Origin of the sequence: Kibdelosporangium philippinense (assembly GCF_021390435.2) — a bacterium.
In the GTDB taxonomy this organism is placed as follows: domain Bacteria; phylum Actinomycetota; class Actinomycetes; order Mycobacteriales; family Pseudonocardiaceae; genus Kibdelosporangium; species Kibdelosporangium philippinense.
Map to the genome: position 1 here is coordinate 153,882 of NZ_JAJVCN010000004.1, position 19,851 is coordinate 173,732.

The window sequence follows — 19,851 nt, forward strand, 5'->3', positions numbered from 1 at the left end:
AAAAGCTGGTGCGGACACGGCCGAAGTCGTCGGCGAAACGTTGGAGGACGCCTGGGATGCCATCTGCTGACCGGTTGTCGTGGCCCACTGAATGGCCATGTCGTTCCGGCCGCCGTTATCTGCCCGGCATCGTCGTGCTCGTCGTGTTCGCGCTCGGGACGTTCGTGGCGGACCTGGGATTTGTTGCGATCGGTGCTAATGGCGGGCTGAAGTACGGCCGGCCTGCTCATCGCCGTGTTCTTCATGCTTGGCGCCTTCTTCATCTACTACACCCGAGTCCGCAGGCCAGCCCGGTACACGGACATCCGGTCCGGCCAGCAGGTAACGCAAGTGCGGTACTCACTGGTCGCCTTCATCTGCCTAGTCGCACAGATGAGCTGTTTCGCCTCGATCTTCGTGCTAGCCACCGTCGACTACGCGCGAAGCGGGATCACCGCGGCGGCGGTGGCCTTCGGAGGGCTCGGCGCGGGGACCGCGACATTTGTTGTGGCCGTCTTGTCGGGCCGGGTGCGGCGGGGTCGGCTGACGCTCTCCCCCGAGGGGATCGAGCAGCGTGGGTGGACGTTCTCATCGTTCCTGCCATGGGAGGCGTTCGCTGGTGTCAAGGCTGCCTGTACGCGCTGCTCAAGCACTACGTCGAGCACCCAGAGGCGCGGGTAGAACTCGGTACCGACGCCGTGCTGGCTCGCCTCGGCCGCTGAGGCGCACAACAAAAGTCAGTTTTGTTGAGCACCAACCCACATTGTCGGTATTTGGTGTTTCATACCCCGCTCGCAACAACAAATTAGACGCTGGTATGGGACACCATCGGTCCGTTTTGTCCGCATCGGCACCGTTGGCTGCTTACCGGCCGTAATGGCGTCGTCACTTTTCAGGGGGTCGAGGCTCTTCAGTTACGTCGTCGTTGCCACTTCGTATCCCACAAAAGCGTCTGAATCGAATCAGTTACCTTCCAGTACCGGGGGTGCCAGGCATATGTTGTGCCGCACAACATTTTCGAGTCCCACTGGAAGGACGACGAATGCGTAGCAAGACCCTTGCCCTCGCCGCCGTGGGTGCGGGTGTCGCCCTCGTGCTCTCTGCTTGCGGGGCCAACGAGGCACCGGCGCCCGGTGCGGGTGGCTCCTCTTCGGGGGTGGCAGCGCCGTCCGGCGGCACGAAGGTCGGCGTCATTCTGCCGGAGACCGCCACCTCCGCCCGGTGGGAGGGCTTCGACAAGCCGATGATCATCGAGGCGATGAAGGCGCAGGGCCTCGACGCCGACGTGCAGAACGCACAGGGTGACACCGCCACGTTCACCCGCCTGGCCGACAGCATGATCACCCAGGGCGTCAAGGTCCTCGTGATCGCGTCGATCAACAGCGAGCTCGGCAAGACCGTCGCCGCCAAGGCCGCGAACGCGGGCATCCCTGTCATCGACTACGACCGCCTCAACCTTGGCGGCAGCTCGAAGTACTACGTGTCGTTCGACAACAGCAAGGTCGGCGAGCTGCAGGGCCAGGCCATGGTCACCGCGCTGAAGGACAAGGCGGGCGCGCAGGTCATCGAGATCGAGGGCGCGCCGACGGACAACAACGCCACGCTCTTCTACCAGGGTCAGCAGAAGGCGCTGAAGCCCGCGTACGACAGCGGCGCGCTCAAGCTGGTCCGCTCCCAGCCGATCGACAACTGGGACAACCAGAAGGGTGGCCAGGCGTTCGAGCAGATTCTGACGCAGAACGGCGGCAAGGTCGACGGCGTCGTCGCCGCGAACGATGGTCTCGCCGGCGCGGTCATCACCGTGCTGAACAAGAACGGCCTGAAGGTCCCGGTCACCGGGCAGGACGCCACCGCCGCCGGTCTGCAGGCCGTGCTTCGTGGTGAGCAGTACATGACGGTGTTCAAGCCGATCAAGCAAGAGGCTGAGGCCACCGCCAAGCTGGCCGCCGCCCTTGCCAAGGGTGACACCGCCGCCGCTGACGCGATCGCCACGCAGACGGAGAAGGACCCGAAGGGCAACCGCGACGTCAAGTCGGTCCTGCTGACGCCGCAGACGATCACCAAGGCGAACGTCAAGGACGTGATCACTGCCGGTTACGTCAAGGCTTCCGAGGTTTGCACGCCGGAGCTCAAGGCCGCGTGCACCGAAGCAGGCATCTCCTAGTTCGCCCAATCTCCGGGGCGGGTGCCTGCCCCCGACTGGCACCCGCCCCGGTTCCATCACGGAGTACACACCATGAGTAGTGATCCGATCCTCGAGATCAAGGGTCTCAACAAGAGCTTCGGCCCGGTCCACGTCCTGCACGACGTGGACTTCACTGTGCGAGCGGGTGAGGTCACCGCGCTCGTCGGTGACAACGGCGCCGGAAAGTCCACTTTGGTCAAATGCATCGCCGGGATCTACGGTCACGACTCGGGAACCGTTTCATTCCAGGGCAACGAGGTGCACATCCGCGGTCCGAAGGACGCGGCGGAGCTCGGCATCGAGGTCGTGTACCAGGACCTCGCGCTGGCCGACAACCTCGACATCGTGCAGAACATGTTCCTTGGCAGGGAACGTGGTTCGCGATGGCTGCTCGACGAGGCCGCGATGGAGAAGGCCGCGCGCGAGACGCTCGCTTCGCTGTCGGTCCGCACGGTCAAGTCGGTACGTACGCCGGTCGCGTCGCTGTCCGGTGGCCAGCGTCAGACTGTCGCGATCGCCAAAGCCGTGCTGTGGAACAGCAAGGTCGTGCTGCTCGACGAGCCGACCGCCGCGCTGGGTGTCGCGCAGACCCGTCAGGTGCTCGACCTGGTCCGCAGGCTGGCCGAGCAGGGCCTCGGTGTGGTGCTGATCAGCCACAACATGGCCGACGTCTTCGAGGTCGCCGACCGGATAGCGACGCTCTACCTCGGCCGGATGGTGGCACAGGTGCCGACGAAGGAAGTGACGAACACCCAGGTGGTCGAGCTGATCACCGCCGGACGGTCCGGTGAGCTCGGGCTCGCCCGTCCCGACACCGTGACCATCTGACGCCGATCACCTGAAATACGAACTGGACCCCACGCATGACTGAAAAGCCTTCCGCCACCGGAACGCCAAGCGCGCCGGAGGAAGCGAAACGTGCCGGTGCGATCTCCGACTTCGGGATCGACACCACATCGAAGACGACCGGCGAGGCGGTCAGCGACTACTTCGCCAGGGTCCGCGGCGGCGAGCTCGGCTCGTTGCCAGCCTTGGCAGGCCTGCTCGTGCTGGTGATCTACTTCGCCGCGCAGTCCGACGTCTTCCTGTCGCTCGCGAACATCGCGAACCTGTTCCAGCAGGGTGCCAGCATCGTGATCATCGCGATGGGCCTGGTGTTCGTGCTGCTGCTCGGCGAGATCGACCTCGCCGCGGGTACAGCGTCCGGTGTGTGTGCCGCGGTGATGGCGTTGCACCTGGTGCGCAACGGCAATCTGCTCGGCGGTATGGGCAGCACGGTGTTCTACGTGTTCTGCGGGCTGCTCGTGGTGGCCCTCGGACTCGGCCTGCTGATGAAGATCTGGGCCGGTTCGGCGTTCGCGTTGGTCGCGCTGCTGATCGCGCTGATCGGTGTACCTGCCAACGCCTGGCTGGAGATGCTGCTCGCGGTCTCGGTCGGCGCGTCGATCGGCTGCATCACCGGCTTCCTCGTCGCCAAGATCGGCATGCCGTCGTTCGTGGTGACGCTGGCGCTGTTCATCACCTGGCAGGGCGTGATCCTCAAGCTCATCGGCCAGGGCGGCACGCTACCGGTCGGCTCGGAGTCGCCGACGCTGTTCGCGGTCGCCAACGGCAACCTGACCATCACGGGCAGCTGGATCTTCTGCGCGATCGTGGTCCTCGGCTACGCGGGCGTCACGCTCGGCCAGCACTTCAAGCGGCTCAACTCCGGCCTGGTCACCCAGCCGACGCCGATCGCGCTGATCAAGGTCGCCGCGATCGCGGTCCTGGCGATCGTCGGCACGTACATCTTCTCGACCAACCGCGCGCCGAACCCGAACATCGTGATCGAGGGCGTCCCCATCGTCGTGCCGATCGTGCTGGGCATCATGGTCATCGGGTTGTACGTGCTCAACCGCACCCGCTACGGACGGCACATCTACGCCGTCGGCGGCAACGCCGAAGCGGCCCGCCGCGCCGGTATCAACGTGCCCAAGATCCGCGCCAGCGTGTTCGTGGTGAGCTCCGGGCTCGCGGCGATCGGCGCGATCGTGGCCGCGTCGAAGGTCGGTTCGGTCGACCCGCAGGCCGGCGCGTTGAACACGCTGCTGTTCGCGGTCGGTGCCGCAGTCATCGGTGGTACGTCGCTGTTCGGCGGAAAGGGCAAGATCACCGACGCGGTGATCGGTGGCACGGTGATCGCGATCGTGCAGAACGGTCTGTTCCTGCTGAACTACGGCGCTGCTGAGATCAACATCATCACCGGCATCGTGCTGCTGGTCGCTGCCACGGTCGATGCGCTGTCGCGCCGTCGTGCGGCGGCTGCCACGTCCTGATCGCCGTGACGACTTCGCCGATAGCGGGGGCGCGGCCCGACGAGGTACGCAGGCACAACAGGACAGCACTGTTGCGACGTCTGCACATCGACGGGCCGTGCACCCGTGCGGCGCTCACCACGGAACTAGGACTCAACCGCAGCACAATCAAAGCGCTGGTGGACGGCCTTGCCGAAGCTGGCGTGGTGGAAGAGCGAGTGCCGCTGCAACGCAGCGGCGCTGGCCGTCCATCGCTACTCGTACTGCCCCAACCCCACGCGGCCGTCGTACTCGCGATCGACATACGCGTCGAGGGTGTCGCCATAGCCCTGGTTGGCCTCGGCGGGCAGATCCTCGGCCGTAACAGCTGGAACCTCTATGGGCGTGCCAGCCAGCCGGACGAGGTCGTCGCACACATCGTGGATTCGACGCGTTGGCTCGTTGGTGAGCTGTCTGTCGAGACGGCCGCGGTTGGCGTGTCTGTGCCTGGTGTGGTCCGTGGCTCTGACGGGCTCGTGCACGAGGCGCCCAACTTGCACTGGACCGACATCCCGTTAGGGGAATGGCTCTCTACGGGCTTGAACATGCCCGTACGCCTCGGCAACGACGCGGAGCTTGGTGCCTTGGCCGAGCACGTCCGCGGAGCCGCCCGTGGCGCGTCTGACGCGGTATACGTGTCGGCTGACGTCGGCGTTGGCGGTGGCGTGATCTCCAACGGCGCACCGATGCGCGGAACAAGCGGGTACTTCGGCGAAATCGGGCACATGGTGATCAAGCCCGGCGGCCGCCCCTGCTACTGCGGGAGCCACGGCTGCTGGGAGACCGAGATCGGCGAGGCCGCGATGTGCCGCGCGCTGGATCTGCCCGAAGGCTCGCCGCGTGGCGCGATCGTGGCGGCGTTGAAGGAGCTGTCCGCGCACTCGTCCTTGGCCCGCGAGCAGCTCGCGGAGTTGGTCGACTGGCTGGCTCTCGGCCTGGTCAACGTGGTCAACATGCTCGGTCCGGAACTGGTCGTGCTCGGGGACCTGTTCACGTCCCTGCCCGCGGCCCTGATCGCGGACGTTGGACGTGAAGTCCGGACGAGGAGCCTGGTCAGCCGGGCAACCGGGGGAACGCGGATCGTGCCATCGGTGCTCGGCGGTGACGCCAAGCTGATCGGTGCGGCCGAACTGGCCTTCGAACCGGTCCTCGGCACGATGTAACCGCCGTGTCCACCGTTCCGGAACACTGTGTCCACCGTTCCGGAACACCGTGTTGACCGTTGCGTGCGCTGTCCAGGCGGTGCGAATCCTCCCTTGGACAGCAGCAGGGGCGGGGACCGACGCTCTTCAGTCCCCGCCCCGCACTACGTCTTGGCTGTGATCCGGTGGATCGTGGTCTCAGCCCTTCTGCAGCTCTGCCTCCAACTCCTTCAGGCGCGCCTCGTGCTCACGCGCGTGGTGACCGCAGAACAGCAGTTCTCCTCCTGAGGGCAGGATCGCCCGAACCTGCGCGGCTGCCCCGCAGCGGTCGCAGCGATCGGCGGCTGTCAGTTCGGGGCGGGTGAGCGTGGTGTTCATGGTAAATCTCCCTCCGTCCCGGCACCGTGGTCGGTGCCCTCGTCAGGCTGCGACCACTGGGTCTCCGCCGAGTCGAGTTGCCTGGCGGATACCCGATGTTCGCTACCTCTACTCTTGCAGACGTTTTGGCGATCGTCAGTGTTCCCGCGCCCGAGAGAGACAGCCGTAACAATTGGTTCGCCCAGTTGCCGTAGTGGCCGTCCCGATATTCAAGATCTTGTGGTGTGCGGGCCGACTGGCGTGGTACAAGCAGGCGTTTCAGCGCAGGGGCGGGCCTTCGCCCAGCTCAGCTCGAAGATGGCCGGACGGGTTCCCGGCGGGCCGACACGTTCGTGTCAACTTTCACGCTCGGTGAGGGCACGGGTGTGATGAACGTCGCTTTTTCGAGGGAAACGTATGCGTGTGGTGCCCCGGCGGGCTCACCCTCCGAATACGAGAGCCCGCCGGGACGCCATGACTAGTGGTCACGATCGGAAGTCTGTCGGGGGTCTCGACGGCCCAGCTTCCCGCTAGGAGGCCGCTGAATTAGGGTGGTTTGCGGGTTGGTTGTCACCGAGTGATGGCAGGCGAGGACCTGGGCCTTGCTGATTCATGGGTGATGCTGGGCGTTCAGGGAGCCCAGGGCGGTTGCTCGACGAGGTTCACAATCCCCAAGACTGGGGGTTGGGCCGTGGTTTCCCTCAGGTAGCCAGGGTCCAAGCGCCCGCCGCATGGGTCAGGCCGCGACCGATGAGGTTGCGGAGGTTCAAGGCTGCGGTGCGGCGTTTGAGCCAGGCGTTGTTCTTGCCGGTGCCTAGATATCGGAGTTTGAGACGTCGGCCACCGCGGCTGGCGATCTGGGAGATGACCCGTTCCACGTTGGGGCGGAACGTCCTGTAGCTCTCGCGCAGTTCGGGCTTGTCCGCCCAGTCGCGTCGGGCTTGGCGCAGCAGGTCATCTCGTGGGTGCAGAACGATTTTACGGCCGGTCTTGGACGTGGTGCACTGTGCACGCAGTGAGCAGGCACGACAGAGAGCGCCAAAGGTGGCGACCCGGGTCCGGCTGATCGGGCGGGTGATGTCGTTGGGGCAGGTGACCGTGCCCGCTTGCTCGTCCACGGTGAAGTCGTCCACGGTGAATCCGCCCTCGACCGGAGCCCGCAGCGGCTTGGGCTTGATCACCGCCTCATGCCCGGCATCGTCGATCCCACCGCGTAGATCCCCTGTGCCATAGGCGGAATCGCCGTACCACGCGCGCTTGCCGTCCTCGGCGTCGAGGAACTCCTCGGCCACAGCGGGGTCGGAGTTCTCCGTGCCGGCGGCCGTGGTCACCTTCTCGTCGGTGACGATCCCGGTCTCGGGCTCGGCCGCCACGTGCGCCCGATACCCGTCCCGCCGGTTCTCCGGGGACTTGCGGGTATGCCGCGCATCCGGATCCACTGTGGACACCACCCGGTCCGGGGCGACCTTGCGGGCGATCCGCCACCGCCCATCAGTGCCGTCACTGCCCTCGGCGGGCTCGACATCCTGACCGGCGACCAACGCCAGCAACGCCAACGCGAACTCCGCGTCGCCTTCCAGTTCGGTATCGGCCAGCGCCGCCACCAGCGCGTTCGCATCGTTGACCAGCGCGGAGACCAGCGCGTCCCTGGCGGCCGGGTCGTCCCAGTCGATCCTCGGCTTGTCCGGCCGACTGTAGTCATGGCCGGTACACACCTTCGCGATCTGCCCCGCCGCGCCGGGCACCTGCCGATCCACCCGCCGGATCGCCGAGATCAGCTGGGTGATGGTGTCCTGGGTGGCGACCGCGTCGGCCAGGATCGTGGAATCCACCGCCCGCTTGCGGCGGCCACGCAGGATCCCGGTCTCCTCGACGACCGTGCGCACCGCGTCGTTGATCCGATGCGGCCGCCCCGAGGTGGCCAGTCGTTTGCGCCAGTACACCAGCGTCGAGGGGTCGAATCCCTTGTCGTCCAATGCCATCCCGGTCGCGACCTTCCACCGCAGGTCACACCGGGCCGCCTCAGCGGTCTCCCGATCCGAGAGATCATGCAGGGTCTGCAACACCAGGATGGAGGCCATCACCGACGCCGGGATCGAGGGCCGTCCCTTGCCCGAGGGGAACAGATCCTCGAACTCTCCATCGGGGAACAGATTCCGGCGATGCCCGGCCAGGAACGCGAACATGCTCCCCGCCGGGACCAGATGACCGACCAGCGCCTCCGCGTCCAGCAGCTCCCGATCACCACGCTCCACACCCTGCATGAAACGATTCTCCCAGCTCAAACCCACATCCTGGGGCGACACGCCGATTATTCAGCGGCCTCCTAGCCAGATTTTCCTCTGGGCAGCACCGGGCGAAGGCGCCGGTACAACACCGGTACCGGCCCCTTCGCCCGGCTCACTCAGCGAAAACCTGGATCCGCCGAATACCCCCAACGAACTCCCGATCGCAACCACTAGCTCACGCCGAGCAGATCGACCACGAAGATCAAGGTCTCGTTCGGCTTGATGGCGGCACCAGCGCCGCGAGCGCCGTAACCGAGGTGCGGCGGGATGGTCAGCTTGCGACGGCCGCCGACCTTCATGCCAGCCACGCCACGGTCCCAGCCCTGGATGACCCGGCCAGCGCCGAGCGGGAAGTCGAACGTGTCGCCACGGTCCCACGACGCGTCGAACTGCTTGCCCGTCGAGTGCGAGACGCCGACGTAGTGCACCGTCACCATCTGGCCAGCCGTGGCCTCGGGGCCGTCGCCGACGGTGATGTCCTCGATCTCCAGGTCAGCTGGCGGGTTTCCGGTGATCGGGCCGATCTCAGGCTTCGTCGCCACGAGGTGTCCTCCATAAAGCGATGCTCTGCAAGTACCAGGACAACGTACTCAAGTGCCCAGGTCAGCGCCGAACAGGGCCAATGAGAAAGCCCCCGGCCACGACCGGGGGCTTCTCCTACAACGATTCGATCACTCGAGGTAGTCGCGCAGGACCTGCGAGCGCGACGGGTGACGCAGCTTCGACATCGTCTTCGACTCGATCTGACGGATGCGTTCCCGCGTCACGCCGTAGACCTGGCCGATCTCGTCCAACGTGCGCGGCTGACCGTCGGTCAGGCCGAACCGCAGCCGGACCACGCCTGCCTCACGCTCGGACAGCGTCGCCAGCACCGACTGCAGTTGGTCCTGCAGCAGCGTGAACGACACCGCGTCGACCGCGACCACGGCCTCGGAGTCCTCGATGAAGTCGCCGAGCTGGCTGTCGCCTTCGTCGCCGATGGTCTGGTCGAGCGAAATGGGCTCCCTGGCGTACTGCTGGATCTCCAGCACCTTCTCCGGGGTGATGTCCATTTCCTTCGCCAGCTCTTCCGGCGTCGGCTCGCGGCCGAGGTCCTGCAGCAGCTCACGCTGGATCCGGCCGAGTTTGTTGATCACTTCGACCATGTGCACCGGGATACGGATGGTGCGCGCCTGGTCGGCCATGGCACGGGTGATCGCCTGCCTGATCCACCAGGTGGCGTACGTGGAGAACTTGTAGCCCTTGGTGTAGTCGAACTTCTCGACAGCGCGGATCAGACCCAGGTTTCCTTCCTGGATCAGGTCGAGGAACGCCATCCCACGGCCGGTGTAGCGCTTGGCCAGCGAGACCACGAGCCGGAGGTTGGCCTCGAGCAGGTGGTTCTTGGCGCGCTCGCCGTCCCGCACGATCCAGCGCAGGTCGCGCCGCATCTGCGGGGTTAGCTTCTCGCTCTCCTCCTCGGCCTTGCGCACCCGCTCGGCCGCGTAGAGGCCGGCCTCGATCCGCTTGGCGAGTTCGACCTCCTCCTCGGCGTTGAGCAGGGCGACCTTGCCGATCTGCTTGAGGTAGGCACGCACCGAGTCGGCCGAAGCGGTGAGCTCGGCGTCCTTGCGGGCCTGACGGAGGGCTTCGGACTCTTCTTCGTCCCAGACGAAGTCGCCGCCGCCCTCCTTGGCGTCCTTGGGAAGCTTCTCGTCTTCCTCTTCCGGCTCTTCCTCGACCACCGGCTCGTCGACGAGCTCGGCGTCGTCGGCCTCGAGGTCCTCGAGGTCCTCGAGCTGGACGTCCTCAAGCTCGCCTGGCTCGTCGGGCTCGCCGTCGGCCTTCTTGGCCGTGGCCGGGCCTGCCTTGGCCGCTGGCGCCTTGGCCGCGGTCTTCTTGGCAGCAGCGCGAGGTTTGGCTGCGGCGGGCTTGCGTCCCGCCGACGACTTCGCCTTCGCGCCCGCCGTCGCGGGCTCTTCGGCGTCGGTCTTGCCGGCAACCGAAGCGGTCTTGGTCGTCTTCGCCGCGCTCTCGGTGCTCGGGGAGCGTCGGGTTGCGGTCTCTGCGGCTGCCACGTACGCCCTTTCGAAACGGTCGACAACGGCAACACGGCGGGGGTCGAGTTGCCGGGAGTTCGGGGAGTGCCTCCGGGGCTTTGCCGAAGGCGCTGTTCCATTGTAACGACGCCCGGCGAGTGCGGTGACACAACAAGGGCGTCAAGGCAGTTCCTACGGGCGTGAATTACTCAGAATCAGTGCTGGACGCCGATATCCGCCGCGACAGCGGCGCCGACAATCCCCGCGTCGTTGCGCAGTTCGGCGGCCACGACTTTGGTACGCACGTCCAACAAAGGCAGCCATTTGTCCGCCTTCTTGCTCACGCCGCCGCCAGCGATGATCAGGTCCGGCCAGACCAGGTCCTCCAGCCTGCGCAGATAGCGGGTCACGCGCTTGGACCACTCCTCCCACGAGAGGTCGTGTTCCTCCTTGACCGAGGCCGCCGCCTTGGTCTCGGCGTCGTGCCCGTCCACCTCCAGGTGGCCGAACTCGGTGTTCGGGATGAGCTCGCCGTCAAGGAAAACCGCACTGCCGATGCCCGTGCCGAAAGTCAGCAACACCACCACGCCACTGCGGTCGATATCTGATCCATAACGGATTTCGGCCATACCCGCCGCGTCGGCGTCGTTGAGAACCACGATCTCGTTCGGTTGCCTGCCGAGTCGCTCGGCGAACAACGCGTGCGCGTCGGTGCCTATCCATTTCTTGCTGATGTTCGCGGCGGACAACGCCTTGCCCTGCTTGACCACAGTCGGCAGCGTGATCCCGACCGGTCCGTGCCAGTCGAACTGCTCGACGGTCTTGGCGACCACATCGGCGACGGCATCCGGCGTCGAAGGTTGTGGGGTGCTCGTCCTGACCCGCTCGCCAACGAGCGTTCCGGCCTGAAGGTCGACCACGCATCCCTTGATCCCGGAACCGCCTACGTCTACCCCGAAGCCGCGGGTGCCAGCCATCCCCGTGGTCCTTCCTTCTCGATTCAGTTCCCAGGTGATGGGGGGACGATAACCGATGTGGTCGGATGTACCCATGGTCCATCTGCGGGACACTCTGCGCCAAGTCGCTGTCCGAGTGGCGCGTGAGGCGGCCGAGTTGGTCGAGACGACGCGACGCTCCGCTGTGCGGGACGTCGCGACGAAATCCAGTGCCACCGATCCAGTCACCGCGGGCGACCGCGCGGCCGAGCGACTGATCCGCGAGCGACTCGCCGAGCTGCGACCAGGCGAATCAGTGCTCGGAGAGGAAGAAGGCGGCGCGACCGCGGCCGACGGGGTGCGCTGGGTCGTCGATCCCATCGACGGGACCGTGAACTACCTCTACGGCTTCCCGTGGTACTCCGTGTCGGTGGCAGCCCAGTTGGACGGCATTACGGCCGCAGGGGCCGTTGTAGAGCCCGCTAGCGGCCGTGTGTGGTCAGCGGCACGCGATGGCGGCGCGACGCTCGACGGCCAGCCGCTACGGGCCAGCACGGCCGAGGAACTGGAACTCACGCTGGTGGCCACAGGATTCGCCTACCGGCCCGAACGACGGGCCCGGCAGACTGAGGTGGTCCGGCACCTGCTGACGCGCGTACGGGACATCCGGCGGACCGGATCGGCCGCCCTTGACCTGTGCATGGTCGGCGCGGGCTGGGTGGACGCCTACTTCGAGGTCGGCCTCAACCCGTGGGACTGGGCCGCCGGGTCGCTCGTCGCCGAGGAAGCGGGCGCGATCGTGGAGTTGCCTGGCACGGGCGAATTGGGCGACGCCGTCTTCGCGGCCGCGCCAGGGATCGCGACCGGGCTCAAGGGCCTCTTGCTCGCAGCTGGAAGGTCGTGAGTGTTTTAGCCGGTTAGAACCGGCGAAAACACTCACGAGGGTTGTTCAGCCGCAGGGTGCGCGGCGGATCGCGTCGATCAAGGCCTGGTCGATCTGTGGGCCCGCGTTGGCCTCGACGGACTGCAGTCCACCGGACTGCGGCGGGTGCTGTGCGCCCCATTCGCTCAGCAGCCGCAGGATCTGCCGGGTCTCCGGCCTGATCGCCAGCTCGTCGAACTTGCGGCCGATCACCATCTCGACCGAGGCGTCCTGCCGGTTGTCCTTGACCAGTTCGAGGCACGGCTCCAGCAGGCTCAGCGTCCGTGCCGCGGCGGCTCCCTGCTGGCCGAACCGGATCTGGCCGCGGCAGGTCATGTCCTTGCTCGGGTACTGCGGGTCTTCGCTCGGCGTGCCGATCTGGGTGAAATTGAGCTGTTTGAGATTCTCGGTGACCTGTGCCGCCTCGCCACGCTGCGTGCTCGCGTTCAGCACTTTGACGGTGACCTGCTCGGGCGGTGCCGCCGAGGTCTGGTCAAGTCCGGTCTGATCGATGTGTTCCCCTGGTTGCGGCGGCGCTGGCGGAGCGGATTCGCCCGGCGCCGCGGTCGCCGGGAGCCCAGGATCGCACCGGACTCCCTGTACCTCCGGCTCCTTGTTCGCCACGTTGAGCCAGACGATGCCTGCCGTCAAACCCAGTAACAACAGCATGATCAGCGCAGGAACAGGCCGCCGCTTGCGATATCTTGGGGCCTGCTCACCCCCGTTGAAGCTCCCCGCCGTCACGTGTGCCCGCCCTCCAAAAGCCGGTCAGATTCCCCTGCTGTATCTGTCGATCGGCTGTTGACTTTTGTTGCTGTGATCAGCCTAGGCGTTTCCGCCGGGCTGCGGGCATCGGGGCGAGCACATCTCGTAGTCGTTGCCCGATGCGACGTGATGATCGCGGACAGTGAGACATCGCTGGTATCCGACCATGGCCGGCTGTCGGCGGCAAGTCCGTGCCATCCGCCGATCGCCTGGTCGGACCGGTCCGGACGTGTGCATCAAGGCCGATACGCGCGATCGGGAACACACCCGGATGGGTGATGCGTTGACTGAACGGGCGTGGGATGGGCTACCCTCTGCGCGCTCCGGTCGCCGAAGACTGAAGGCCGAATCGATTCTGTTGGCCAGAAAATCCAACGCGACCAGGGGAGACGTCCGTCACTCCAATGGCGGGCACAAAATCGGGCCCTGGAACGTTGACCAGCGGCACGAGTGCATGGGAATGATTTGACCGCAGGGGTGAAACAAGATGGCGACCGACTACGACGCTCCTCGCCGTAGCGAGGCTGACGACCTCGCCGAGGACTCCCTCGAGGAGTTGAAGGCGCGCCGCAACGAGACGCAGTCCGGTGTTGTCGACGTCGACGAGTCGGATACCGCTGAGAACTTCGAGCTCCCCGGTGCCGACCTGTCCGGCCTGTCCGGCGAGGACCTGACTGTCAAGGTGATCCCGAAGCAGGCTGACGAGTTCACGTGCTCGCACTGCTTCCTGGTTCACCACCGCAGCAGGCTGGCCGAAGAGCGCGACGGGCTCTACGTGTGCCGGGACTGCGCCTGACGGCGGCGTCTGGACAAGACACGACAACCAGTAAATCCGATCCGGGTATCTGACCCTTCCAGGTCAGGTACCCGGCTGTGTCTGCGCATGCTGGCGAAGCAGCGATGCGACTTTCTCGGGGGAGCGGGTGGAGAAGATCCAGTACGGCGTTGGGTCGTCCGGGTCGGTCAGATGAACCCGCAGAGCGGTCGGGATCCAGCCGCGGTGCAGTACGAACGCGGCCGGGTCGAGATCACGGCCGAGCGCGCGCCGCTTGGCGTTGGCATCGAGCACCTCGACCTCGCCGACGAACTCCAGCGGCAGGTGCGCGTCGCCGACCCACAGCTCGTCGTCGTCGACTTTGACCTTGGCGCGGCCCGCCCAGAACAGCACGAACGCCATCAACGGCAGCAGGACGACGTACGGCAGCCAAGACCGGATGCCCTGGTAACCCAGGTGCACGGTGGCCGCCATCAGTGCCGCGCCGATCATCGGCATCGGCCAGCTCAACCAGGAGACCGAGAGCCGTTCGGAGTGGGCGTGAGAGGTGTCCGGCACGTGACCAGGGTAGTCTCGCCGCTCGTGCCCAGCGTGCAGGTCCTGATTTCCCGGCTCGACCCCGGTGTGCCCATCCCGTCCTACGCCCGGCCCGGCGACGCCGGCGCCGATCTGGTGACCACGTCGGACGTCGAGATCGCGCCGGGTGAGCGCGCGATCGTCGGCACCGGGGTGGCCATCGCGCTGCCCGACGGCTACGCGGCTTTCGTGCACCCACGATCGGGCCTCGCCGCCAGAGTGGGCCTGAGCGTGGTGAACACGCCGGGCACGATCGACTCCGGGTACCGGGGCGAGATCAAAGTCTGTCTGATCAACCACGACCTGCACGCGCCGATCCGGCTGTCCAGGGGCGACCGGATCGCTCAACTGGTCGTGCAGCGGGTCGAACATGCGGTATTCCAAGAGGTGGAAGAACTGGGCGACTCGGCGCGCGGCGCGGGCGGGTACGGGTCGACCGGTGGGCATGCGGTTCTCGCGTCAACACGCGGGAAGACGGAGGAATAGTGGCACTTTTCGGGCGCCGCCGGGCCAGACAAGACGAGCCGGACGAAGACTACGAGGACTTCGACGGTGCGGAGTACGACGGCGAGGACGCGGCGGAGGGGTCCGTTCAGGGCGATTTGACGTCCATGTCCGGTCCGTTCGACGAGGAGCCGCCGGACGACAACCTGCCACGGCTGAACCTCGGCTCGGTGTACCTGCCCGTGCCGGACGGCGCGCAGCTGCAGGTCGAGATGGAGCAGCCGGGCGTCGTCAAGGCGGTGCACATCATCACGCCCGCTGGCCAGATGACCGTTTCCGCGTACGCCGCCCCGAGGTCGGGCGGCCTGTGGGAAGAGGTCTGCGGGGATCTGGCCAATGAGCTGAAGGCCAACGGCGCCCAGGTGCGCAGCGCGTCCGGCGACTGGGGCCAGGAGCTGATGGCCAACCTGAACGAGATGGCGTTGCGGTTCATCGGCGTGAACGGGCCCCGGTGGATGCTGCGCGGTGTTGTCGCGGGGCCGCCGGAACAGTCGGCGCAGGCGGCGCACGGGTTGCGGTCGTTGATCCGTGGCGCGGTCGTGGTTCGTGGCACGCAGCCGATGCCCGTCGGGCTGCCGTTGCCGATCGAGCTGCCGGACGAGATCGCTCAGCACATCGAGGCCCAAGGGGGATAGGCGCGTCAAGGGGCGGCCTGCTGGCGTTCGCCGAACAGACCAGCGGGCCGCGTTACGCCCCATAAAGGCAGCGCTTTGGTCCGTTCGGTTCGATGACCCGATCGCGGTGTTAAGAACCCGATCATGAATGGGCGAGAGTTCGCGGAGTCGACCGCGGACACGGCAAATGAGCAACCACGGTCTGTCACCGCGGCGCCGCATGCTCTGCTTGCGTTGCAAGCGACTGCGGGCAACCGTGCGGTGACGAGAATGCTCGCTGTGCAGCGCGAACCGTTGGACGCGCCCGTGCTCGACAGCCGTGCGATGGCCGTGACCGTCGGCCCTGAGCTGGAAAAGGAACGCGCGAGTGTGCTCGCCGCGTACGAGACAGCGGACGAGCCGCAACGAGAGGCGTTGCGAGACAAACTCCTGCAGATCGACAAAGACCTCACGCTGCTCAACGAGCCGGGCGCGTCCGACCAGGCTCTCAACGCCCTGATCGCGCGCCGCAAGGCGGCCGTGTCGGTCGGGCCGACCACGGACACCTCAGGTGCCGGCTGGCAGGTCGGTTCAAGCGGGCTGACCTCCAGCAGCCAGTCCGTGACCAGCCAGGTCAACGACGGCGGTTACGTGCAGACCTCCACCACCACGTCCAGCACGACCATCGACTCGACCGGCTGGGCGAACAAGAAGTCCGAGACGAACACGCTCGCCAACGGCAGCGACTCGGCGAGCCAGACCACCACGACCGATCGCAAGGTCGACATCGCCAACGGCCTGAACTACACCTCGGGCTCCTCGCAGAAAACCGAGGCCTCCGGCGAATCACGGACGACCGGCAGCAGCAGCACGGTCGGCACCAGCGGGTACAGCACAACCACCGAGGACACGAAAACCGTCGGCAGCACGGTCGACTCGACCAAGTCGACAAGCGCAATCACCCGTGGCGACGGCAAACTCGGCTGGAGTGACAGCGAGACAAGGAAAACCGGGACCCAGGACGGCAAAGGCGCGCTGACCAAAGGCTCCGAGACCACCTCGTCCAGCAACGCGGGCGTGATCGCCGGGCCGGACGGTGTCGGAGCTTATGGCGGCGGGTCGAAGAGTTTCACGCAGACCCGCGCGAAAGGCATGTCGACCGGCCAAACCGTTGGGCTGGACGGCAAAGTCGTCGCCAACGTCACGCAGGTTCCCGGTAGCGAACCGGCCCGCTACCAAGTGACCCTGACGGTCAGCTTGAGCGGCAAGGCCGGTCTCAGCGGGAACGCGGCGGGTGAGTCCGAATTGCAGGGCGGCAAGGCATCCGGGGGTTTGTCCGGCTCGGTTTCCGCTTCGGGCACAGGAACTTTCGTCCATGTCTTCAACGAAGACGAGGCACAGAAGTACATGGCGTCGGTGACCGCGGGCGGTGCGGGCAGCGGACCGAAGGAACTCCAGGTGATCAAGCAGCTGGCGGCCGGGAACCTGGCCGACGCCAAGGCTTTGCTCACCAACGCGCAGGCATCGCTGATGAGCGCGGACGGCGTCGCGGGCCTGAAGGAAGGCGAGAGCGGCGAGATCACCATCGACCTGAAGGGCGAGGTCGGTGGAAACCTCGGCGGCGACATGGCCGGGTTCGGGGTCAAGGGCACGGCCAGCGGCAGCAAGGGCGTGAAACTCAAGCGGAGTGTGGCGCGCAAGGGCGGCAAGATCGTCATCGATGTCGCGATGGACTACACCGACAGCCTCGGCGCTGGCGCGACGGTGTCGATGGACCTGGCCAGCGGCGGATACAGCGGGAGTAAGTCCGAGACGCAGACCGAAGGTGCCACGTTCACGCTCGATCCGGACAACCGTGCCTATCAGGAGCAGTTCGACGCCATCGCGGGCGTGCGGTCGGTTGAGTCGTTGCGGCACGTCGCCCAGACCCACAAGGACTTGGTGAGCTCGTCGACGACGGGAAGCGGCCACGGCACGACGTCGACCGCGACGGCGGGAGCGGCCGGAGTGGGGGTGGAAATCGGCACCACCAACAGTTACGACGAGAAGGTCACCGTCGGCGAATACGGCAAGACAAGCACTTTCACCGGGACCGAAGGCGGCAGCTTGGCGTTGACCGGTCCTGGCGGTGTCAAGGTCTCGCATTCGGAGACGAACACCGTCTCGGCGTCGGTCGGCATCGACGGCACGGCGACCGGTGACTTGAGCACGACCACGTCCGGCACCGACCTCGGCGGTTCGGCCGCGGCGCTGGGCAAAGCGTTGACGGACAACAAACTCGGCCTGCTGACCGGCAGTGCCAAGGTGATGCAGGAGACCACCGAGGTCTGCGGGATGGCACTGTCCGATGGGGACTTCGCGACCATCGCCGCGGTGGCCGAGGAGGTCAACCGGTGGAAGAAGGTCGAGCAGGACGGTGACGTCTACAGCGACTGGATCCGGTTGCGGTTCAAGATCGTCAAGGCGAAGGGTGACCGGACGGTCATCGCCAAGGCACTCGCCGAGTACGGCGCGGATCACGAAGGCGCGACCAAGGCGATCGGCCGGATCGTCCGCTCGGTGGGTTCGGCCCAAGGCGGCACGCTGTACGACTGGCCGGGCGCGTTGTCGGCGGAGAAGGCCCAGTACGCCGCACTGATCACCGGCGACCCGCTTGCGCCGGTCCGTGAGCACAGGTCGAAGGGCACGTACGCCGAAGGCATCCAAGTCGCCAACGCCTTGCTGCCCAAGATCGACGCTGTGGTGACGGCGATGCGGGCGAACCAGGACAAGTTCAGCGACGGCACGGCACTCGGCGAGATGCTGGCCGCCGCTGCCACTAGGCGTGGCGAGATCGTTCGCGAGGCCGCGTCCTTGCGGCAGCTCAACGGTGGTGGCGCCGCCGAGGTCGATGTGGAGGCCGCGAAGGCCGAACTGGCCGGGATCCAGCCCGCTTTGCTGGAGTTCGAGCGACGGCAAGGCAAGGCGTTCGTGACCGTCCAGGACGAGCTCGACGACATGTACGTCAACCACCGCACGATCATGGAGGCCCTCAACGACCTGCGTGACAACGTCTATCCCGCGTGGGAGAAGACCCTCGAGCAAGCGCGCAAGGCCGCGGCGTCCGCCGGTCTCGACCCGTGGGCGATCCAGCCGACACCCGGCAAAGGCTTCTTCAACCAGCTGCACAAGGAGGCTTTCGGTGGCCCGCCGCCCTACGAGTGGCCGCCGAAACCCAAGCCGTGAGTGGGTTCGGGTTCCCGCCATGCCGGTTTCCGCCAGCCGAGGGAGTGTCCATTGAGGTGATACTGGCCGTGCCAGGGGGCCAGTTCAGGAGCCGCAGTGAGAATGTTGAAACAAGCGTTACGGACAGTGATCCTTGCCGTGGCGCTCGGTGCGGGCGTGGTCGTCGCACCCGCGTACGCCACCCCGGTCGAGCAGGCCCGGCAGATCGTCGACGCCCTTGACGTCGCGCGGATCGAGCAGTTCGCCGCTCGCCTCGGCGTCGAGGACAACGAGCTGACCGACAGCGTGATCAATCCGGGCGACTACCAGTGCTCGGCCGCCACCCCGGTACGGACCTGGCTCGCCGAGCAGATCGCGAGCTGGACTCCGCTCGACCGCGCGTACGCCGACCTCGGGCAGCAACTGGCCGTGCTGGACGCGGTGTTGTTCCCCGCAGGCGACAAGTTCGGGCTCAATGGCGAGTACACACAGGACGTCACGAAGGTCTTCCGTGATCTGAAGAAGTTCTGGGACATCGACGGTTCCTCGATCAAGGTCGCCTCGCTCAACAGCACTGTCCTGCTCAGCCAGCCGCGGCTGTCCCGGCTGTTGCAGGTGTTGTACGGACTCCCGCCGCAGGCAGTGGACCCGACGGCTGCCGCGTTGGTCACCATCTACGACCAGCCGCAGTTCGACCAAGGCAGGCATCCGTTCTTCAGCTTCAACGCGTTCGCGCAGCAAGGCGGACTGGAGATCCCTGGTGTCGGCGTGATCCCCGACGAGATCCTGATGGGTGACGGCGTGCTCGCCGGGTTCGCGGCTGTTGGGCTGGCTGACGTCAGCGCGAAGGCCATCTTCGCCCACGAGTACGGCCACCACGTCCAGTTCCGGCGGAACCTGTTCGAGTCGGACCTGACCGGCCCGGAGGCCACGCGGCGGACCGAGCTGATGGCGGACGCGTTCGGTTCGTACTACCTGACGCACGCCAGGGGCGCGACGATGCAGTGGAAGCGGGTGCGGTTGTTCGAGCAGGTGTTCTTCCAGCTCGGTGACTGCGGGTTCGCCGCGGCCAGCCACCACGGCACTCCCAACCAACGGCTTCGCGCCGTCGATTGGGGCTACGACGTGGCGGACAGTGCCCACAAGCAAGGGCATGTTCTGCCCACGCTGACCTTCGCGGACCTGTTCGACCGCAAGCTGCCGGAGCTCGTGGCGCCGGACGCCTGAGGCCATCCCAGCCATCCCATCCACGGCCCGCCGGTTGTCCGGCGGGCC

Annotated in this window: 18 protein-coding genes; 11 read left to right on the forward strand and 7 right to left on the reverse strand. The window is 66.4% G+C overall.

The genetic code is table 11. The annotated features are described in order from the left end of the window. Nucleotides 1-234: 234 nt before the first annotated feature. From LWC34_RS43620 to LWC34_RS43640, 5 genes are all read left to right on the forward strand, one after another. Nucleotides 235-660: a PH domain-containing protein gene (locus LWC34_RS43620; protein ID WP_233731186.1), complete on the forward strand. Its 426-nt coding sequence runs from the start codon at nt 235-237 to the stop codon at nt 658-660. A gap of 361 nt (nt 661-1,021) precedes the next feature. After that, nucleotides 1,022-2,143 (forward strand): sugar ABC transporter substrate-binding protein, encoded by a 1,122-nt coding sequence (locus LWC34_RS43625; protein WP_233731187.1) that lies wholly within the window; start codon nt 1,022-1,024, stop codon nt 2,141-2,143. 72 nt (nt 2,144-2,215) lie between these two features. Beyond that, on the forward strand, nt 2,216-2,992 hold the full coding sequence (locus tag LWC34_RS43630; RefSeq protein WP_233731188.1) for an ATP-binding cassette domain-containing protein: 777 nt from the start codon (nt 2,216-2,218) through the stop codon (nt 2,990-2,992). 35 nt (nt 2,993-3,027) lie between these two features. After that, nucleotides 3,028-4,479 (forward strand): sugar ABC transporter permease, encoded by a 1,452-nt coding sequence (locus LWC34_RS43635; protein ID WP_233731189.1) that lies wholly within the window; start codon nt 3,028-3,030, stop codon nt 4,477-4,479. 5 nt (nt 4,480-4,484) lie between these two features. Beyond that, entirely contained in the window at nt 4,485-5,660 is a 1,176-nt protein-coding gene (locus tag LWC34_RS43640; protein WP_233731190.1) for an ROK family transcriptional regulator, read from the forward strand. A gap of 177 nt (nt 5,661-5,837) precedes the next feature. Here LWC34_RS43640 and LWC34_RS43645 read toward each other — a convergent pair whose 3' ends face one another. From LWC34_RS43645 to ppgK, 5 genes are all read right to left on the reverse strand, one after another. Beyond that, entirely contained in the window at nt 5,838-6,017 is a 180-nt protein-coding gene (locus LWC34_RS43645; protein ID WP_033391384.1) for a DUF7455 domain-containing protein, read from the reverse strand. Between the two features lie 680 nt (nt 6,018-6,697). Further along, entirely contained in the window at nt 6,698-8,260 is a 1,563-nt protein-coding gene (locus LWC34_RS43650; RefSeq protein ID WP_233723308.1) for an IS1182 family transposase, read from the reverse strand. A 194-nt stretch (nt 8,261-8,454) separates the two neighbouring features. Continuing rightward, on the reverse strand, nt 8,455-8,826 hold the full coding sequence (locus tag LWC34_RS43655; protein ID WP_233731191.1) for an FKBP-type peptidyl-prolyl cis-trans isomerase: 372 nt from the start codon (nt 8,824-8,826) through the stop codon (nt 8,455-8,457). 129 nt (nt 8,827-8,955) lie between these two features. After that, nucleotides 8,956-10,341, reverse strand: a complete 1,386-nt coding sequence (locus LWC34_RS43660; RefSeq protein ID WP_233731192.1) for an RNA polymerase sigma factor — start codon at nt 10,339-10,341, stop codon at nt 8,956-8,958. Nucleotides 10,342-10,517: 176 nt separating this feature from the next. Further along, a complete protein-coding gene (gene ppgK / locus LWC34_RS43665; protein WP_233731193.1) occupies nt 10,518-11,279 on the reverse strand; it encodes a polyphosphate--glucose phosphotransferase in 762 nt (253 codons plus the stop codon). A gap of 73 nt (nt 11,280-11,352) precedes the next feature. Here ppgK and LWC34_RS43670 point away from each other — a divergent pair, with 73 nt between their 5' ends. Continuing rightward, nucleotides 11,353-12,141: an inositol monophosphatase family protein gene (locus tag LWC34_RS43670; RefSeq protein ID WP_233731194.1), complete on the forward strand. Its 789-nt coding sequence runs from the start codon at nt 11,353-11,355 to the stop codon at nt 12,139-12,141. A 45-nt stretch (nt 12,142-12,186) separates the two neighbouring features. Here LWC34_RS43670 and cei read toward each other — a convergent pair whose 3' ends face one another. Next, the gene (gene cei / locus LWC34_RS43675; RefSeq protein WP_308200222.1) at nt 12,187-12,903 is read right to left on the reverse strand and encodes an envelope integrity protein Cei; all 717 of its coding nucleotides are present in this window, start codon (nt 12,901-12,903) and stop codon (nt 12,187-12,189) included. A 508-nt stretch (nt 12,904-13,411) separates the two neighbouring features. Here cei and LWC34_RS43680 point away from each other — a divergent pair. Further along, entirely contained in the window at nt 13,412-13,720 is a 309-nt protein-coding gene (locus tag LWC34_RS43680; RefSeq protein ID WP_033391377.1) for a DUF4193 domain-containing protein, read from the forward strand. 63 nt (nt 13,721-13,783) lie between these two features. Here the strand turns inward: LWC34_RS43680 and LWC34_RS43685 are convergent, their stop codons facing one another. Continuing rightward, nucleotides 13,784-14,257 (reverse strand): DUF3093 domain-containing protein, encoded by a 474-nt coding sequence (locus LWC34_RS43685; RefSeq protein WP_308200223.1) that lies wholly within the window; start codon nt 14,255-14,257, stop codon nt 13,784-13,786. A gap of 24 nt (nt 14,258-14,281) precedes the next feature. On the opposite strand from LWC34_RS43685, the gene dut reads away from it, so the two are divergent. The 4 genes from dut to LWC34_RS43705 all read left to right on the forward strand — a co-directional run bounded on the left by dut (nt 14,282) and on the right by LWC34_RS43705 (nt 19,803). Continuing rightward, entirely contained in the window at nt 14,282-14,761 is a 480-nt protein-coding gene (dut, locus tag LWC34_RS43690) for a dUTP diphosphatase (protein ID WP_233734030.1), read from the forward strand. Beyond that, on the forward strand, nt 14,761-15,414 hold the full coding sequence (locus LWC34_RS43695; protein ID WP_233731196.1) for a DUF3710 domain-containing protein: 654 nt from the start codon (nt 14,761-14,763) through the stop codon (nt 15,412-15,414). The genes dut and LWC34_RS43695 overlap by 1 nt, the downstream gene beginning before the upstream one ends. A gap of 123 nt (nt 15,415-15,537) precedes the next feature. Continuing rightward, on the forward strand, nt 15,538-18,597 hold the full coding sequence (locus LWC34_RS43700) for an autotransporter outer membrane beta-barrel domain-containing protein (protein ID WP_233731197.1): 3,060 nt from the start codon (nt 15,538-15,540) through the stop codon (nt 18,595-18,597). A 96-nt stretch (nt 18,598-18,693) separates the two neighbouring features. Next, a complete protein-coding gene (locus tag LWC34_RS43705) occupies nt 18,694-19,803 on the forward strand; it encodes a hypothetical protein (protein ID WP_233731198.1) in 1,110 nt (369 codons plus the stop codon). The last annotated feature ends 48 nt before the right edge of the window (nt 19,804-19,851 follow it).

Bases quoted from the DNA above. Each gene is read 5' to 3' on its own strand.
- LWC34_RS43625 (WP_233731187.1), top strand. From the start codon at position 1,022: ATGCGTAGCAAGACCCTTGCCCTCGCCGCCGTGGGTGCGGGTGTCGCC.
- LWC34_RS43630 (WP_233731188.1), top strand. From the start codon at position 2,216: ATGAGTAGTGATCCGATCCTCGAGATCAAGGGTCTCAACAAGAGCTTC.
- LWC34_RS43635 (WP_233731189.1), top strand. From the start codon at position 3,028: ATGACTGAAAAGCCTTCCGCCACCGGAACGCCAAGCGCGCCGGAGGAA.
- LWC34_RS43645 (WP_033391384.1), bottom strand. From the start codon at position 6,017: ATGAACACCACGCTCACCCGCCCCGAACTGACAGCCGCCGATCGCTGC.
- LWC34_RS43650 (WP_233723308.1), bottom strand. From the start codon at position 8,260: ATGCAGGGTGTGGAGCGTGGTGATCGGGAGCTGCTGGACGCGGAGGCG.
- ppgK (WP_233731193.1), bottom strand. From the start codon at position 11,279: ATGGCTGGCACCCGCGGCTTCGGGGTAGACGTAGGCGGTTCCGGGATC.
- LWC34_RS43670 (WP_233731194.1), top strand. From the start codon at position 11,353: ATGGTCCATCTGCGGGACACTCTGCGCCAAGTCGCTGTCCGAGTGGCG.
- LWC34_RS43680 (WP_033391377.1), top strand. From the start codon at position 13,412: ATGGCGACCGACTACGACGCTCCTCGCCGTAGCGAGGCTGACGACCTC.
- LWC34_RS43700 (WP_233731197.1), top strand. From the start codon at position 15,538: ATGAATGGGCGAGAGTTCGCGGAGTCGACCGCGGACACGGCAAATGAG.